The following is a 17,374-nucleotide window of genomic DNA, read 5'->3' on the forward strand; positions in this document are numbered from 1 at the left end:
AAATTCTGTAGCCTGATTTTACCTTCATAAAAAAGTTTAAATCGCTCTTCATTTAAACTTTTTTATGAAGGCCACCAAGCGCAAGCGCGGTAGAAAAATCTGTGTCTATTTTCTTGACGTAGTATCAGAATGATGTCGCACTCTTTATGAGTGCGTGGATTGAAATACAAGAGAAATATTTTTTGAATGTGTTTCCGTTTGTCGCACTCTTTATGAGTGCGTGGATTGAAATCCACTTGTTTCCGTTAGGTCTGGTCAAGGTGTAGTCGCACTCTTTATGAGTGCGTGGATTGAAATTCTATTTTTATTGAAACGGAGTGATTTTGAATGGGTCGCACTCTTTATGAGTGCGTGGATTGAAATATAGCGAAGTAAGCGAGGCGTTAGAAGCCGATCGTAGTCGCACTCTTTATGAGTGCGTGGATTGAAATTCCGTTCCAAATTCAACTGTCCCTTTTTTATAGGGTCGCACTCTTTATGAGTGCGTGGATTGAAATCTCGGGATCCGGACGAGGCAAAAGATATTCTCGTCGCACTCTTTATGAGTGCGTGGATTGAAATGTCAAGTACATTTGCAAAACGGATTGTTGCCCCGATGTCGCACTCTTTATGAGTGCGTGGATTGAAATCATTGCACAATATCTTCCTTTGTGATGTATAAAGTGTCGCACTCTTTATGAGTGCGTGGATTGAAATAGGATGCATGGTACGACGATTGTGCTTGATATTGTCACACTCTTTATAAGTGTGTGGATTGAAATTTCTCCAAATATCTCATTCTTAATGCGTTGCTTTTGTCGCACTCTTCATGAGTGCACGCATTTAAATACAAGCTCTACACTAAATCGTACTAGAGTTTGTGGAAATAAGAAGGTTACAGAAAAAAATGATTATCATTAAATTAATACTATTATTTTTAAGATTAAACCAATACATGTTTGAGCAAGTAAAAAGGGGAGTTGACAATGGAATATTTGGATTCATTTAAAGACAGTAAAAGAATGGATAAAATAATAGTAGAACTAAAAGAAAAATATCCTGAAATTGATTGGCAAGCACGGAGGAATGACAATGAGGATAAAAAGGGCAATCCAATAAGTTATATTTCCTTGATTGTCCCATCTTCCCAATATGAAGAGGCAAAACAAATTTACCAAAAATTAAGGGATGAAGGATTTGATTTTGAATCATCAATCTTTGATCTATTAATAAAGGAAATTGTAGACTTCCGAGACGAAAGAGATTGGAAGCAATTTCATAATCCAAAGGATTTAGCTATATCTCTTTCTTTGGAAGCAAGTGAGTTATTGGAAAACTTTCAGTGGAAAACGAGTGAAGAAGCTATAGACAAAAATATTGATAATATTAAGGATGAAATAGCAGATGTGGTTATTTATGCATTATTAATGTCTAATGAGTTAGAAATTAATTTAGAACAGGTTATTAAAGAAAAAATTCAAAAAAATAGACAAAAGTACCCGGTTAATAAGTCTTTTGGATTAAGTAAAAAATATACAGAATTATAAGATTGAGTTAATAAAGATATATTCTTAAAATTTTGAAGTGCTGTTTTTATTATTTGAAGGAACTTTATGCAAAGAAATTTTCCTGACTATTCAAAGAAACGTCTAATCATAAAAATGAGGGTTATTTATGATCGTATACGAAGCAACAAAAGATGAATTTATTAATCATGTTTTTATGGATAAGTTGGTAGATAAATTACATGATAATTTCAATGAAAAAATTGGCAGAGTTAACAAAAACGAGCTTAGATCATGGGAAAATTCATTACAGTATATGTCCAGAGTGTTAAGTGATAAAGAAATACCTGCAAATGCTGGGGTTGCAATTGAATTTAGAATTCCTTACACATCCAAGAGAGTGGATTTTTTAGTTTCCGGCCGGGGAGAAAAGAAAAACTCTGTTATTATTGTTGAACTAAAACAGTGGGATTTTGTTGAAAAGGTTGAAGGAAAAGAAGCAATTGTTAAAACATTCTTTAATAAAGGAATACATGAGCATATACATCCTTCCTATCAGGCTTGGTCATACGCCATGTTAATTGAGGATTATAACGAAACAGTTCAAAATGAACAAATTGGATTGTTCCCTTGTACATATTTACACAACTATAAGAAATTAAAAAATAATGATCCATTAATAGATCCTATTTATTATTACTATGTAGATAAGGCACCCGTATTTGTGAAAGGAGAAGCCCGAAAGCTACAAAACTTTATCAAAAGGCATATTAAATACGGAGATAATAAAGAAAATCTCTATAAAATTGAATACGGACGAATTCGCCCATCCAAATCCTTACAAGATACTTTAAGTAGTATGCTTAAAGGAAATACAGAATACATAATGATAGACGAGCAAAAAATAGTGTATGAAAAAGCATTAGAATTGGCGGAAAAGGCTCAAAAGACGGATCAAAAGGAGGTATTAGTAGTAGAAGGTGGGCCAGGAACTGGAAAATCAGTCATTGCCATTAATTTGCTAGTTAAATTAACGAAACAAGGTCTAGTAGCTCAATATGTCACAAAAAATTCTGCACCGAGAAATGTGTATTCAACCAAATTAAAAGGAGATTTCCGTAAAAGTAGAATTGACAATCTTTTTAAGGGTTCTGGGAGCTATACAGAAACACCAGAAGATGAATTTGATGCTTTAATTGTCGACGAAGCACATAGGTTAAACGAAAAATCTGGGATGTTTCAAAACCTTGGTGAAAATCAGGTAAAAGAAATCATGTATTCATCTAAACTCGCTATTTTCTTTATAGATGAGAATCAACGCGTAACGTTAAAGGATATCGGCAGTGTAGACATGATTGAAAAGTATGCAAATGAACTCCATGCAAATATCACAAAATTGGAATTAAGATCTCAGTTTCGCTGTGATGGTTCAGATGGCTATATTGCATGGTTGGACGATGTCTTACAAATTAGAGATACAGCTAATACTAATGATTTAGGACTTAATTATGACGTCCGTATCTATTCAGATCCCAATGATTTATTAAATGAAATCGTTAAATTTAATAAGCTTAATAACAAATCAAGATTGGTTGCAGGCTATTGCTGGAATTGGATTAAAGAAGGAAAAAATAATTGTGATATTCATGATATTGTAATACCCGAATATAATTTTGAAGCAAGTTGGAATTTAGGAAATACGAGCACTTGGGCAATTGATGCAGAATCAGTATTTGAAGCTGGTTGCATACATACCTGCCAAGGACTTGAATTTGATTACGTGGGTGTAATTATAGGAGATGATTTGATTTATCGTGATGGAGAAGTTGTTACAGATTATACAAAAAGGGCAAAAACTGACCAATCATTAAAAGGAATTAAAACTTTGATGAAAAACGACCCAGAGCGTGCCACAAAATTAGCTGATCAAATTATTCGGAATACCTATAGAACATTAATGACACGTGGACAAAAAGGATGTTTTGTATTTTGTACAGATAAATTATTGGAAACATACTTACGCGATAGAATACAAAGGATTTCTAATGAGTATGTAATTAAAGATAATTTATTATTCGAGGTCGCAGAAGATAAAGGGAAGTATTTGAATGATTGAAAAAAATGAACTCGGATCCGATTGATTAAATTCAATCTCAAATTGTTCCTCTAAGAATTAACCCATTTCGCAGTACTAACAAAGTGTGATATTTAAGGATATAACAAAAGTATTAATCTTGGAGTGAGAAAAATGGGTAAATACTTTGTTCCATCAAAGGCATCAATATCATGGAAAGAATTCCTTGCAGGCTGAGAAACAGTGGAAAGAATGGTATTCAGCTTAAGCACTGGCTAATTGATGCTAAGACGCTAACATTTTTCACCTTATATTGAAAAGGCTTTCGAACAGAGTCAAATACCTCTATTTAAAGACGTAGAGTTATTATATGGATTTCATGAGTACAAGGTTTCTTTACCTAGAGAAAGCTCATGCTCACAAAATGATTTTTATATAATTGCAAAGGCAAATAATAAGCTTTTATCAATAATATATAGAAGGAAAAGTTTCGGAGCCATTAGGGACATTAAACATGTCACTCTGTCCCTCCGAAAATTATAAAAGGTTTATATACAACAAAAGAAGAAGCTCAAAATAAGCACCAAAAAGATGCTATTATTTTAATAACAACGAAGTAGTGCATTGTGTTATTTAATACAATAATTATGTAAAGGAAGCGGTTAGAACAAGAGGGTATTTCCAATCAATCTGCTATAATGCGGGAAATCGACGTTTAAGAGATATTGGACAAGGCAATGATGATTTTATAAAAAGGATAAAGAACAAATCTTCGATTATTGAGAAGTATCAAATCAATGTGGCTTAGTATTTTGAAAAATGAACAGATGACAGATATCTGATCTAATTGATATATATTTTTTATAAACAAGAGAGCTGTCTCCATATTTTTTTGTAACTAATTCATTCGTGAAAAATGAAAAAGGAGTGTATTTCATGGGACTCTATGATGAATTAACGAAGAGGAAAACAGTTGGTGAAATATTTGATGTTAATGATTTGACCCCTGAAAAATTAAAGATAATGTTTATTGATGAACAAAAAACGGATAATATGATTGCTACGCTTTTTAATGTTAAGAAGTCAAAAATAACTTATCTAAGAAGAAAAAATGGTATCTCACTGCGAAATTCCATAATTGATAATTTCTTGGAGGATATCCCTTCAGATATGTAAATAGAAATCAAGAAAGAGATGCTAACAGATGATAATATAACAAAAATTGCAAAAGCAATTACACATTTTATATTTCGTAATGGGCCGATTGAAGATATGCATGCTGATGTAAATAAAAATATAACAGATAAAGATATGAAAATTCTAAACAAGTATATGGTAAACAGGTTGGCATATATAATTATTTTAATTAAAGAAAATAGATGGTTCGAATTAAATTTTTTAGTCAATCAATTTGATTTTTTGTTTGGTCAAAATTGGGATAATGCTAAACCTGATGATGGTGGAATGGGAAAGTTATTAGAAGAAAAATTGGACCGTTATAGAAATTAATTTTTTTAGGGGTGGTTGCATGTTTATTAATAAGGAGCAGAAAGAAAAAATAGTGTTATTAAATAAAGTTTTAGGAACAAGATATCTAACGACACCTTATAATTTATTAAATCCGAAAGATTTAATTGAAGCCGCAACTTTTATTACTTCTGAGTATGTTGATATGGAATATTATTGGAGATCATTGAGTGATATTAATTCAAGATTTGATGAAAGTTTAGAGGTATTTTATCCTGCAAAATGGATGAATCTTTCATTGAAGAATTCAACTAACGATGAAGAAATTGACGATGCCATTGATGCGTTAAATAGTGCAGAAGAAGCTATGAGTATTTTAATGGATAAAGCAGAAGAAAAGTGCAAGTGGGTATGGGAATTAATTCTTTTTTTAAATTTTAGTGAAGTTAAAAAATATTTTTTTGGCGAAAATGTACAATTTGATGATCAAAAAGTAAACGATGTGTTAGAAGAAAATCTCTCTGAGATATACGATGGCTCAAATTACAAATATACAGTGGAGGATTCAGCCAAAGAATTTGCAAAACATCTTTTAAATAGATGTAAGTAAAAAATACTTCTAGTTCACACAAGGTATTTTGGACTGGCTAGTTTTTTGCTATTCTATAAGAGATAAAAACGGTGATGTTACTGTATTTACCTAGTTTTCTAAATCACAAAAACTATGTCTTGAAATTTTGGGTTCTGTTAAAAGGGCTTGGACATTTCAACATTATTATTGGAGCAAATGGTCTTTAATAATGGTCAAATACAAACGATGCCATTGATAACCCTCTTTTTTAATAATGAGGGTTTTAGAGGTTTTATGGGCAGATCATTGATAAGTTTTTAGCGACTGATAGGTTGATATGACACAACATGCCAATACCGTGGATCAGAAGAGAATATTGCTCTGTTTTGTAACTAAAAATAGTCGGTAAATATTGAGAAGAATTTCTTGTTAATTCTTTGGTTAGTAAACGCATTTTTTATGAAAGTGATAGTAATGTCAATAGAATACAAGTTCATATAAGATATCTTGCAGTAGAATGTAAATGAACGAATTATAAGTTTTAAGTGAACTGCATAAATTTTTGAATAGCTTAGGTGTCAGGGAAAATAGCCTTGCTTCCAAGAGTTTTACGCTGGGATATAAACCCATTCAATTTGGCAGAAGAATGCCTAAGTTCGCCACTTTATATGGAGAAAAGCGTTACAATTGTTTAATCATTCATGTTGATTCGGGTAATCCGGAATCTCACAAAGGAAAATTGATCCAAAAGGAATTACACTAACTCTTTCATTATAATATTAAAAAGATGAGGAGTTTTGAATTAAAGAAACATGAAGTCTTTATTCCATTTTGAAGTAATTAATTCAAAAGAAAAGCTAGAATTATTAAAAGGTTTTATTCGAAAACATATAAAATTTTTTTGAGAAGATTATTGTATTGGATCATTCAAATTGAGTCACTTCGTGCGTAATAACGTGAGCCGCTCCATTTCCGAATAAAACTGGTCCTTGTTAAGACATCTTGAAGAAAATAGAGTGAAGAGCTGTGAACTTTTCTCATTTTTTAGCCCGAACGATATTTCTTGTGCAAGGTTCATCCCTTTATTATCATCTGTGTTTTTATTGTACAAGTTTGGAAGGAAGATAGTTTAGATTAGGGGAATGACCAAATTAAAGAAGCGTCAACTCAAAATCGTGTTCCATCTGGAGTGTCGATTTGACCCCGACCATTGGTATCTATCAAAAAACCCTCGCAGATGTTGATATATTAGCGTTGTGAGGATTTTCTGAGCTTGTTATTTAATTAATTACCTAATAAAGTGTCCATTTTTGTCGTTTATTTTAGCTCCAAAGGCAAAAACGCATATTCTCCATCCCTTATAATCCCACATTTCCGAATGGGGATACGATGTTTAAAAATCGGTCCATCTAAGACTGTCGTATGGAATTCTCCGCCTTCTCCACAAGGATCGATACCTCGAGCTTCAAGTTCTTTTATGTATTCATGGGTTAGTGTTCTCCCTAAATCTTCTTCACGCATACCTAATGATAAATTGACAGTAACAATGATCGTAATAAATCCCAGATTGATAAACTCTTCAACTGCCTTCCGATGGTTCATTTCCCATAATGGCATCCCAAGCTTTAATCCAACCTGATTGGTTACCTTTTCATGCCAGCACCCATCAGTAGGCATATCCAAGTCACCTGTTACTAACATATCAGCTCCTTGATTTTTCGCCGTTTCTAAAAGTTGGATAAAAATCTTTTCATAATCAGCCCAGCTTGCATCTGCTGTATATACCGGTAACCCGATTGCTTCAGCCTGTGCATGTATGATATCAGGTGGCATCCCATGCGATCTGGAACGTTTTCCTTCTTCCTCCATCATCACAATTAATCCAACTGCTTTTCCTACCTTCGACGCTTTATACAGAGCAAGGACACTATCTTTTCCTCCGCTAAAAGAAGCGATAAATTTATGCCCATTTACTGCATTTCTCCATCCTTTTATGTCTTCCATTCAAATCTACCCCTTTTATTTTGCCTATGAAGTTTGATAGTTTTACTTATTTCATTCTATCACTAGTGAAACAGAGGGAGGGTTCGTCTGTTTCATAAAAAATGAAATGTTGAAATACGATAAAAATACAAGATAAAAAACAAGGGCACTGTCCTTGTTGTTTCTGGTATTTAAATGATGTAGGTTTTGGCAGTATGTTAATTAATCATTTTGAATCACTACTCAAAGCAAAACTGCATAAATACATATTGATAAGTGATTGCAGAAATAAATTTGTTATGGGGATTTAGATTTTTAGGGGCAGAAAAGAGGGAAGAGAAGTTGAAAAATTAGATGCAAAAATAGAAGATGCTCGTGAAATGTTAAAAGAAAGTATATCCGTGGATTTTATTGCAAAAATAACAAAACTCGATTTATGAGAAATTGGGGAATCAAAGAAAACAATATAAGAATTAGGGGATATGAAAATAATTTTAGTTTATATATAAATAACCGAATAATATGTCATGAAGCTTTCAAAGTAAAAATATTTTGCCATTTACTTGCATGTAAATAATTACATGTATAATATTATATGTATAAGATAATCATAAAATGAAGCCGTCGGGACGGCTATCCCAAACGGCTTGTACAATTCAACATTGCAAGAGCAAAACAGCTCAATAGATATTTAGTCAAGAAATAGACCAGCACCTTTGGTGAGGCGGTCTATTTCTTTTTGTTTAGTGTCAGTAATGCAATTATTACACCAATAAGTGTTAGTGTGAATAATTCAAAGTTCAATGCAAAGTTTGCTGCATCGTATGACACCATAGTCTCACCCCCTTTCTTACTGGGGATGAGCCGACCGCCCCTGCGAGCTGTATGGAATTGTACTTGGACAAATTATAGCATACAAATAGCCTAACCAACGGAAAAATATGTAAGCTTATTAAACTGATTTTTATGTAAGGTTTATCCTTTATTCTAAAAGGAAATTGATAAGAGATTGCAGAAATATATTAGTTATGAGGATTTAGATCTTTAGGTTCAGAAGAGGAAGGAGAATACTATGAAAAAGGTGGGACACGTTTTTTTGGTCGGAGGTTAGTCGAGCTATTACTAGAGGATGGACATAATGTTTCGATTATCACTCGAGGAATGTCAGGTAATCCATTCGGTGATCAAGTTGAGCATATTGTTGTAGATCGTGAAGATAAGGAGGAACTTGCGAAAAGAGTAGAAGGTCGTACCTTTGACCTTGTTTTTGATAATATTTGTTATTCTCCAAATGCTGCCTATGCATTCTGTGAAGTGTTTAATGGGAAAATTGGTAAACTTGTATTTACCTCTAGTCTTTCCACTTACACGGTGGATGGGAGGGAAAAAAGTGAGAGTGATTTTGATCCGTATACATATGACATGATGATGGGGGACAAAACAGATTTCACATACGCAGAAGGAAAACGTCAAGCAGAGGCAGTTTTCTTTAAATACGCAACATTCCCTGTTGTTGCAGTACGTTTCCCAATCGTAATGGGAGAGGATGATTATACTCACCGTTTACATTTCCATGTTGAACGAGTATCAAAAGGGGAACCAATTGGTTTTGTCAATATGAATGCAGAAATGTCATTCATTCAAGCAACAGAAGCAGCTCAATTTTTAAAGTGGGTAGGCATGAATGAGGAAGTGGAAGGTCCGTATAATGCAACTGCAAACGGTAAAATTTCATTATCTGATTTAATCCATCTGGTGGAAGAAGCTACGGGCAAAAAAGCGAAAATTTCTTTATCGGGAAATGAAGATTGTCTTTCTCCTTATGCAGTGGAAGAAACTTGGTATATGACAAATGAAAAAGCAACAAAAAAAGGCTACCAATTTACTAATCTACATGATTGGTTAAAACCGTTAATTGAAGCCATCGTAAAATCGGGACAGATTGACTGAGGTGACTTCTGAAACACAGGGACGGTTCCAACCCATGTTATCAAAAAATACCTACTCACAACCAATTGTAATTAGAAATAAAATTAAAGAGCCTAAAATATGCAAGGTTGTGTGGATTGCTTGCGTATTTTGACCATTTTACATTTTGTGCCAAATATATTCTTTCTATGAATATACTAAATTTGACACCTTCCATTTTTACGGGAAGGTGTCTTTTGGATTTAAAAACAATTAATGTTTAGTTTAGAAAATCAACCCGGTACATAGGTTTTAAAATTATATTAAATTTTTCATATTATAAAATCCTGGTTCTTTTCCTTTTAAGAAAATGGCTGCGTTAACTGCTCCAACAGCAAAAACTTCTTTAGAAGCTGCATGATGGGAAAGAGTTATCAATTCATCCCGACCTGCAAAAATAATATCATGTTCTCCAACGATTGTGCCCCCGCGAATAGCATGAAGTCCGATTTCTTTCTTGGTTCTTTTTTCACGAACACTATGTCGGTCGTATGTATAAGAATATTGATGATCTAATTCTTCGTTTATCGCATCAGCAAGCATAAGTGCGGTGCCTGAGGGTGCATCGATCTTTTGATTATGGTGTTTTTCGATGATTTCAATATCAAACTGATCACCTAGAACAGAAACCGCTTTTTTAGCTAGTTCTGCAATCAAATTTACACCAATAGACATATTTGCAGTGAAGAAAAGGGGAATTTCTTTTGCAGCCTTATGGATCTTATCAACCTCTTCTTGGCTATAACCTGTTGTCGCAATAACGAGTCCCACTCTGTTGGTGAGACAATAATCAAGTAATTCATCAAGAACAGATGGGTGAGAAAAATCAATAATCACATCCGGTTCAATGGAAAGAGAAGAGAGCTGTTTAGGAGTCGACATCACTGGAAAATCAGTAGAATCTTCTTTATTCTTGTCAATTCCCGCCACAACTTTACAATCATCTCTAGTAGAAATGATATTATGAATCACCTTTCCCATTTTACCTGAGCTGCCACAAATTACGATATTAGTCAAAATCATTCATTCCTTTCATGAGTAGATAGGTTGTTTTTATTTTACCAAGAATTTTCTTTTGCCAACACCTAATTATTCAATCATTTTAAAACAAAATAGATTTGGTCCAAAAAAATCTTGCTTTAGATCAAATTTTTTATATAAAAATCCAGATTAAAGTTGAATAGGTTTCTGCATTCGACATATGTGGAATGCGTATCGTAACTCATTTTAAAGAAAGGCAACTAACCCTTTGGGTGTTGCCTTCTTATGTTTCTTGTAGCGGATTAACAAAGCTGTATTGAATGTGGACGGTGCCATCATCTTTACAAGTAATCTTCTCAACCAGCGAGTGAAGAACCTGCGGCGATAATTCCTTTAAGATTAGAACATCTTTTAGCTTTTTACTGATATTAATGGCGTAATCCTCATTGTTGCATTCCTGTAGCTTCTTATTAAGTTCGGTCTTTTTGATTTAGGTGTTTATTTTAGTTCAACAAACTGAATATTATGGAGTAACACAGTTGTGGTATTATGCAGTAATTAGGATGTTATTGTGAAGCGAGAAGAGGAAAAAATAGAGGTAAAATGCCTTCTTTTCGAGAAATTGTAAAATGATTCCTTTTTACATATTACATAAAGAGCGTTTATATGACGGCCTATTTATATAGGTGTGAATAAATATTTGTAACCTTTTTTTGGACTCAAACGATTAATATATGTAAACCAAAATGAGGGGGGAAAGATTTGTTTGATAATGAAAATTTAGAGGCACAGATTGATATTATCTATCATCGATATTATTTAGAAGTGTATCGGTTCCTTATGTGTTTTTCTGGTAATCAAAACGATGCTGAGGATTTAACCCAAGAAGTGTTTATACGAGTCTTAAATAACTTGTCTAATATTAACAGTATTGTTAACTTTAAAACTTGGATATTGTCAATTGCGAAACATGTTGCAATTGACCATTATCGTAAAAGAAGATTTTCTTCCATCTTCACAGATGGATTTTTTAAACATATGGTATCAACTGAAAAGGAACCAAATGAAGTATATGAACAAAACGAAATGAAAAGGCTTGTTCACGGAGCAATTTCAAAGTTAAAACCAAACTATAGAGCGGTAGTAATATTAAGAGGTATAAATGAATTATCAATTAAAGAGGCATCCGAGATCCTACAATGTAGCGAGTCAAAGGTCAAGGTAGATTATCACAGAGCCTTAAAAGAACTTAAAAGAAAATTGAAATTGGATGTAGAGGAGGTTATTGGAAATGCAAACTGATAAAGACTTATTTGATTTAATTAAAGAAGCATATTCACTCAATCCTAGAGAGGAGTTTGTCTCAACTACAGCTACTAAACTTAAACAAACTGCCAGGAAAATAATTAGAAAAAAAAGGATTAAACTATTCTCATTCACTTCAACTATTATTGCAATATGTGCCATAGCCATTTCGTGGTTTTTCTTTTATGGCGGAAAAGATGTAATTTCCAATAATAATAACACCCTTCAGGAAAGAAATTCCTCATCCACAGCAACTGTAAACCACCAAGACCCTTTAGTTTTTATTTATCAATCACACAATTTAGAATCTTTTTTCACAGAATCTAAAATAAATGACCCTAATGAAGCGTTTCACGATACGAAAAATATTACATTAGTTGGTGAGAGATTAAGCCAATCATTAAGAAATAGAGGTATAAACTCCATCTATGATAATACCAATATAATGGAAATTCTAAAAGAAAAAAACTTACCATTCAGTGATTCATATAAAGTTTCTAGAGAGCCATTGGAAGAAGTTTTAAATAATAATAAGACGATTCAAATGGTTTTTGATATACACAGGGATTCACGAAAGAGAAATGAGACTACGATTAATTTGAATGGAAAAGATTATCCTAGGATTGCATTTATAGTATCCAAAGCAAGTGTCAATTATGAAGTAAATTTAAAGTTCGCTGAGCTGCTTCATAAATATGTTGAAGAAAGATATCCTCACTTATCAAGAGGCGTTTTTGTTAAAGACAATCCACCAAATCAAAATACTTATAATCAAGACCTATTTGGTAACTCTGTTTTATTAGAAATTGGTGGACATGAAAACACATTGGATGAGGAATATAGAACTGTGGATGTCTTTTCAGAAATTATTAAAGAAATCCTTTCAGATTGGACTGAACAAAAAAAGCAATAGTGTTTTCATAAGTGGTTTCTGAGGTAGCTTCTTTAAGAGAACTAATTATTAAGAATTACTTATAAAGGAATGATTGCGTTAGCGGAAGAACAATTAATTGATTTTCAAGGTGGTAGATCAACTCATAGTTATTCCATTAAAGGGCGCGATTCAGAAGCAAGAATTGTGCGCTTTCTTTGGGTTATGGGCCAGATTCAATTCGGTCTCTTACCGTTTTAATCACAAAATGATAACTGAATTGCCGCTCCATTTTGGTAAAGATAAGTTTTTGTGACGGTAAGCATCCAAATCTTAACACAAAAAAAGAACTGTCTTTAACCATTGTTTGGTTAGGGACAGTTCTTAAATTGACGCCCCAAGTTTACTTGAGGTTTGGTTATTGACTGGATTTATTATAATATCTTCGGAAACTGGATTAGTATAATTCATCCACATTTCTACTAAATCAGTTCCAGTTATCAAATCAATTTTTAACCTTGAGCATATGAACGAGCATTCTCAGTAAAGTTAGAAGTTGTTACAACATATCCCTTTGAAGCATTCTGTTTTACCATATTTGAATGTAATAAAGCTATGGGTTTATATCCAACATCATCTTTGTAACATTAAAGAGCTTGTCACTACATTTTATAATATTTTTTCTGATATTTGAAATAGATCATTATATTTTGAGATGAAAGTAAAACGAGTAGAGCTTTATTTATTAAATCATTCAAAAAAATAAATGATCAGGAGAAACACTGGTGTAGGTTCAAAACCAAAAGGCAGAAAAATAGAACTTGTCTCTCTGTCCCTTGGTCTATTTCTTATTAAAAAAAATTGAAAATGATTTTTCCAATTTTGCAACTTTTTACAAGGCGGTATCGTAGATAGGTTGAAGGGGGGAAAGTGTTGGATTTAGATGGGATATTTGAAGCATATGTAGATGATTTATATCGATATTTACTTTCCCTTTCCAATAATCACCATACGGCGGAGGATTTAGTCCAGGAGGCGTTTTACCGGGCATATCTTCAGCTGTTGGAAGATAACATTAGTAATATTAAACCTTGGCTGTTTAAAGTGGCCTATCATGCTTTTATCGATTTTACCAAAAAACATAATCGGCTGATCATTACCAATGAAGTACATAATCGAATAATCGTGAAAACTACGGAAATTGATCTTATAGAGAAGGAAGGGTTTGCTGCACTCATGAACGATATTCATTCATTGAAGGAAACCGAAATGCATGTACTGGTTCTTTGTGACTTACATCAGTTGAGTTTAAAAGATGCAGCCGAAATTCTTCAATTAAATTTGAATACGCTGAAGAGCCATTTATCAAGGGGAAGGAAAAAGGTGGTTGAAAGGGTCAAGGAAAGGAGGATGCAGGATGGATAAAGAACAAATCCATAACGATGAGGAACTTTATCAATCTTTTTTAAATGAATCGATGGAGGACTATGAAAAAAGCCAAAAGATGTCAGAAGAGAATCAAAAACGGCTGATTAAGGCGGGCAGAAACCATGCGCTGCAGACAACCATTTTGATCAGCCTAGCCATCTTACTATTAATTGTGCCGGTGCTCACCTTAAGCAGTTATTTGTATTACGCGATTGGCGGAAAAGCGAATCACCTAATAGAGATCGCCACAAAAACAATTTATGTAACGGAGTCAAACATGAGTTTAGAAGAGATGGAGTTAGAAGAGGATATCGGATTTTTTACGATGAATATTTATTTTGATGTTTTTAAGCGGATTGGGAAAGAGGATTTTAAAGCGGGGGAATACTCGGTTCGTTATGTGATGGATAAGCCAAATTTGCCTAAACGTGATATGAAGCTTGAGAGGCCGCTTCTAATTACGGGAAGCATGGAGACAGACATGCTTTATCATCCAGACGGGCCATTTGGCAATAATGTCAATTCGGACTGGGAGATTCTTGAGCAACTTCCAGATGGAACGGTGGGAGAGATTTATCTTTCATTGAATCATTTAATGAAGCCGGAGGAGCTTGAAAAGCAGCTTGGAAAAAATGTCGAGGTAAGATGGGTAGCCGTAGATACAGGACTTGAGGATAAGAACTTATATGAAGCTGGATATTCGGTTGCGCCAATCGGCTATCCGTTGCAGGTCGATACCACCACATGGTCACCTTTTAATGGTAGGGAAAAGTCAAATGAGGAGGAATTTTTAGATATTTTAAAATTCCTGGCAAAGGATGAAAAAACAGCCGAGAAAATTTCGCGGGCAGGATCTTTAGTATTAAAAGATAGAATCCAGTACATTGAGAAAAACGGGATACATGTCTATGGAGCAGTTGTCACCGGACCAACACCGGAATTAAGAAAACTGAAGGATAATCCTCTTATTAGAGTCATGAAGGTGGGGGAAGTGAAGCTATGGAATTGGAAATGAACCATAAGAACAAAGGAAAACAAAGAAAACTTCCGACCATTTCGGGATTCTTATCCTTCCTGATCGCTCTTATTGCGCTAGCGGGGGTTAATATTACATTATTAATAGATATCGATGATTTTCCGGAAATGTTTCTTGTCAACCTACCGATTGTTGGATTCCTCCTAGGGCTACTTGGGTTGATTACATCCAAAAGATCGAGATTATATGCATTTTGGGGGATAGGGGTTAGTTTGTTTATTTTAGTTTTTACATTTTTAATGATTGGGTTATCCTGGGCGGGGATTAATCCGAAGCCTTGATATGTTAGTGTCGGGAAAAACGATTGGCTATTGGGATAGGATGTTAGAGCCTAAAAGTTGCAAAGTGTTAGTAAAATGATTTTTATAAATTCCATACTACGAATAGGTGATTTAATCGAAGAGAAGGGAATCCGCTGTTGTTATTTCGGGATAAGCTTTATAACACAAAAGTGTAAACTCACAGCACCCTAAGTGTTGCCACATACACTCTACACACGCGGAATAAGTTGTTAAATTAGATAAATAATAGCAGCAGGAACCTCAATTGGTTACATCTCCTTTCACTTCAAATAAAAATAGAGGGTCAACAGTCTCACTTAAACTATGTGCTAATTGAAATGCAAGAGTTAAACTTGGGTCATATTTATTATTTTCAATAGCATTGATAGTTTGCCTACTTACATTACAGTCGGTTTTTTGTTTTTCTAATGTCACCGGACTTTGAATCCTTAAGAAAATAACAGGTTTAATACGCAGGATACATACTATGTGTTGTTAAATGTTTAGAGTTTCTCCTATAGATATTTTTCTAAACCTAACCAATGAATATTTTTTCTTCTAATAGCGTTAATCTGGTATAATTTTATTAAGAATAGCATATACTGGTGATTACTTTGAAAAAGGTGGTGACTGGGGATGTGCGAGAAGGAGGACTTAGAAATGGCAACCGAAACCATTTTTCAACGATTTACTTTAGATGAAGAAACTTCTAAAAAAATCATTTCAACTCCACATACTAAGATTAAACAGACCAATGTGTTTAATGATATAAAGCTCAATAAATCTGAAAGGCTTGCTAATGCTGCAAGAATCTTAAATTCTCGTAAATGCAAGTAATTAGTTTATCTAGTCTGATTGAGGTTGCTACAGATAAGTCTGAGGTTTTTCAATACCTATCTACCTTTCGAAGTGAAAAAAATGAAGATGTTGAAACATTTTTACATTCTAAAGCCATATTAAACGAAAAGAGAGCTTTAACTCGAACAAGTCTAGTAGTGGATGATGAAAACAATAATGAAATAGTTGGATATTTTACCGTTTTAATAAAACCGTTTGATCTTACTGAAAAAGTTTCAAAAGAGTCTAGAAAGAAGCTAACTGGAAATAAAAATGCAGAGATATTTAATAGTATTTTAATTGCACAATTAGGAAGATCAGATCTATATAAAGGAAAAATCAGTGGTGAAGTTATCCTTCAATATGCATTAGAAAACTGTGAATTGATTTTTGACTTGGTAGGACTTCGCATCGTCTGTGTTGAATATGATGATATCCCTTATCTAAATGATTTTTACCTAAAAAATGATTTCAAAATTCTTCAAGTAAATCGGAATAATAAAATATTGGCTTATCTAAGATTCTAACAAGGTAAACTTGAATAAAATAATTTTGTACGTACACCTCAAAAATAGATTAGAGGTGTTTTTTTGCTTGGAATTGTTAAACTGGCGCAATTATATCAACACAAATAATCCAGTGGCAGCTGCAAAATGGGTTATACGGAAAAAGAACGTATTCAAGTAAAAAAGGGTTTTTTACGAACGATGGTAAGAATAAAATTAGACCCTGTAAGAGCCAAACTTATTTAACGGTTTTTTGAAGAGTATTTGTCCTTAATTGAGCAGCTGTATATAGGTATGCGAAGAGGAGCGTGAAATTTTAAATTTTTATTAAATAATAGAAAATGCTCTTTTAGGGCCTAGACAGTAACATGGACTTTTAGCTGCAGAACAAACCGGGTGGTTTTGATCTTATTCAAGACTTCTTGACCATGCTTTGCATCATTCGGAAGCAGAGAACCGTCACTGTGCCTCCTTCTTTTTCCTTATTGATGCCTATTTTCATTCGGTTACTCCTAAATCCCGAAATTAGCCCTTATTAGGCAAAAGGACCCGAGAACTTTCCCAAATCCAACGAGAAGACAG

17 protein-coding genes, 1 pseudogene and 1 CRISPR repeat array are annotated in these 17,374 nt (G+C 33.6%); of the genes and pseudogenes, 14 read left to right on the forward strand and 4 right to left on the reverse strand.

The annotated features are described in order from the left end of the window. Positions 1–134: 134 nt before the first annotated feature. Positions 135–828: direct repeats of the CRISPR family, unit length 32 nt; unit sequence GTCGCACTCTTTATGAGTGCGTGGATTGAAAT. Positions 829–1,193: 365 nt separating this feature from the next. The 6 genes from ACE38V_RS18990 to ACE38V_RS19015 all read left to right on the forward strand — a co-directional run bounded on the left by ACE38V_RS18990 (position 1,194) and on the right by ACE38V_RS19015 (position 5,635). Next, positions 1,194–1,526 (forward strand): nucleotide pyrophosphohydrolase, encoded by a 333-nt coding sequence (locus tag ACE38V_RS18990; RefSeq protein ID WP_375843861.1) that lies wholly within the window; start codon positions 1,194–1,196, stop codon positions 1,524–1,526. 127 nt (positions 1,527–1,653) lie between these two features. Further along, complete coding sequence (locus ACE38V_RS18995) at positions 1,654–3,600, forward strand: DNA/RNA helicase domain-containing protein (protein ID WP_375843725.1); 1,947 nt, start codon at positions 1,654–1,656, stop codon at positions 3,598–3,600. Between the two features lie 270 nt (positions 3,601–3,870). After that, positions 3,871–4,101, forward strand: coding sequence for a DUF6946 family protein (locus tag ACE38V_RS19000; protein WP_375843863.1), 231 nt, complete (start codon positions 3,871–3,873; stop codon positions 4,099–4,101). Positions 4,102–4,494: 393 nt separating this feature from the next. After that, positions 4,495–4,734: a hypothetical protein gene (locus ACE38V_RS19005; protein WP_375843727.1), complete on the forward strand. Its 240-nt coding sequence runs from the start codon at positions 4,495–4,497 to the stop codon at positions 4,732–4,734. An 18-nt stretch (positions 4,735–4,752) separates the two neighbouring features. Next, entirely contained in the window at positions 4,753–5,067 is a 315-nt protein-coding gene (locus ACE38V_RS19010; protein ID WP_375843730.1) for a hypothetical protein, read from the forward strand. Positions 5,068–5,086: 19 nt separating this feature from the next. Then, the gene (locus ACE38V_RS19015) at positions 5,087–5,635 is read left to right on the forward strand and encodes a hypothetical protein (protein WP_375843732.1); all 549 of its coding nucleotides are present in this window, start codon (positions 5,087–5,089) and stop codon (positions 5,633–5,635) included. Positions 5,636–6,913: 1,278 nt separating this feature from the next. Here ACE38V_RS19015 and ACE38V_RS19020 read toward each other — a convergent pair. Next, the gene (locus tag ACE38V_RS19020) at positions 6,914–7,600 is read right to left on the reverse strand and encodes a Dph6-related ATP pyrophosphatase (protein WP_375843734.1); all 687 of its coding nucleotides are present in this window, start codon (positions 7,598–7,600) and stop codon (positions 6,914–6,916) included. A gap of 1,071 nt (positions 7,601–8,671) precedes the next feature. On the opposite strand from ACE38V_RS19020, the pseudogene ACE38V_RS19025 reads away from it, so the two are divergent. After that, positions 8,672–9,529 (forward strand): annotated as a pseudogene (locus ACE38V_RS19025) (Rossmann-fold NAD(P)-binding domain-containing protein); the annotation flags it as partial. 276 nt (positions 9,530–9,805) lie between these two features. Here ACE38V_RS19025 and dapB read toward each other — a convergent pair. Then, the gene (gene dapB / locus ACE38V_RS19030; protein ID WP_483863919.1) at positions 9,806–10,564 is read right to left on the reverse strand and encodes a 4-hydroxy-tetrahydrodipicolinate reductase; all 759 of its coding nucleotides are present in this window, start codon (positions 10,562–10,564) and stop codon (positions 9,806–9,808) included. 726 nt (positions 10,565–11,290) lie between these two features. Here dapB and ACE38V_RS19035 point away from each other — a divergent pair. Both ACE38V_RS19035 and spoIIP read left to right on the forward strand, forming a co-directional pair. Continuing rightward, a complete protein-coding gene (locus tag ACE38V_RS19035) occupies positions 11,291–11,830 on the forward strand; it encodes an RNA polymerase sigma factor (protein ID WP_375843738.1) in 540 nt (179 codons plus the stop codon). Beyond that, positions 11,820–12,746, forward strand: coding sequence for a stage II sporulation protein P (spoIIP, locus tag ACE38V_RS19040; protein WP_375843740.1), 927 nt, complete (start codon positions 11,820–11,822; stop codon positions 12,744–12,746). The genes ACE38V_RS19035 and spoIIP overlap by 11 nt, the downstream gene beginning before the upstream one ends. Positions 12,747–13,216: 470 nt before the next feature. On the opposite strand, the gene ACE38V_RS19045 is transcribed toward spoIIP, so the two are convergent. After that, on the reverse strand, positions 13,217–13,300 hold the full coding sequence (locus tag ACE38V_RS19045; protein WP_375843865.1) for a restriction endonuclease: 84 nt from the start codon (positions 13,298–13,300) through the stop codon (positions 13,217–13,219). 334 nt (positions 13,301–13,634) lie between these two features. On the opposite strand from ACE38V_RS19045, the gene ACE38V_RS19050 reads away from it, so the two are divergent. From ACE38V_RS19050 to ACE38V_RS19060, 3 genes are read left to right on the forward strand one after another with little or no spacing between them, the layout of a single operon-like run. Then, a complete protein-coding gene (locus ACE38V_RS19050) occupies positions 13,635–14,129 on the forward strand; it encodes a sigma-70 family RNA polymerase sigma factor (RefSeq protein ID WP_375843742.1) in 495 nt (164 codons plus the stop codon). Then, complete coding sequence (locus tag ACE38V_RS19055; protein ID WP_375843744.1) at positions 14,122–15,147, forward strand: anti-sigma factor; 1,026 nt, start codon at positions 14,122–14,124, stop codon at positions 15,145–15,147. The genes ACE38V_RS19050 and ACE38V_RS19055 overlap by 8 nt, the downstream gene beginning before the upstream one ends. Next, the gene (locus ACE38V_RS19060; RefSeq protein WP_375843745.1) at positions 15,132–15,449 is read left to right on the forward strand and encodes a hypothetical protein; all 318 of its coding nucleotides are present in this window, start codon (positions 15,132–15,134) and stop codon (positions 15,447–15,449) included. The genes ACE38V_RS19055 and ACE38V_RS19060 overlap by 16 nt, the downstream gene beginning before the upstream one ends. Positions 15,450–15,710: 261 nt before the next feature. Here ACE38V_RS19060 and ACE38V_RS19065 read toward each other — a convergent pair whose 3' ends face one another. Further along, positions 15,711–15,920 (reverse strand): helix-turn-helix transcriptional regulator, encoded by a 210-nt coding sequence (locus ACE38V_RS19065; protein WP_375843866.1) that lies wholly within the window; start codon positions 15,918–15,920, stop codon positions 15,711–15,713. 189 nt (positions 15,921–16,109) lie between these two features. Between ACE38V_RS19065 and ACE38V_RS19070 the strand changes: the two genes are divergently transcribed. Together ACE38V_RS19070 and ACE38V_RS19075 are read left to right on the forward strand one after the other, a co-directional pair. Next, positions 16,110–16,286 (forward strand): hypothetical protein, encoded by a 177-nt coding sequence (locus ACE38V_RS19070; RefSeq protein WP_375843748.1) that lies wholly within the window; start codon positions 16,110–16,112, stop codon positions 16,284–16,286. Beyond that, positions 16,277–16,813: a hypothetical protein gene (locus tag ACE38V_RS19075; RefSeq protein WP_375843750.1), complete on the forward strand. Its 537-nt coding sequence runs from the start codon at positions 16,277–16,279 to the stop codon at positions 16,811–16,813. Before ACE38V_RS19070 ends, ACE38V_RS19075 begins: the two co-directional genes overlap by 10 nt. The last annotated feature ends 561 nt before the right edge of the window (positions 16,814–17,374 follow it).

Source organism: Cytobacillus sp. Hz8 (genome assembly GCF_042263505.1).
In the GTDB taxonomy this organism is placed as follows: domain Bacteria; phylum Bacillota; class Bacilli; order Bacillales; family Cytobacillaceae; genus Bacillus_BE.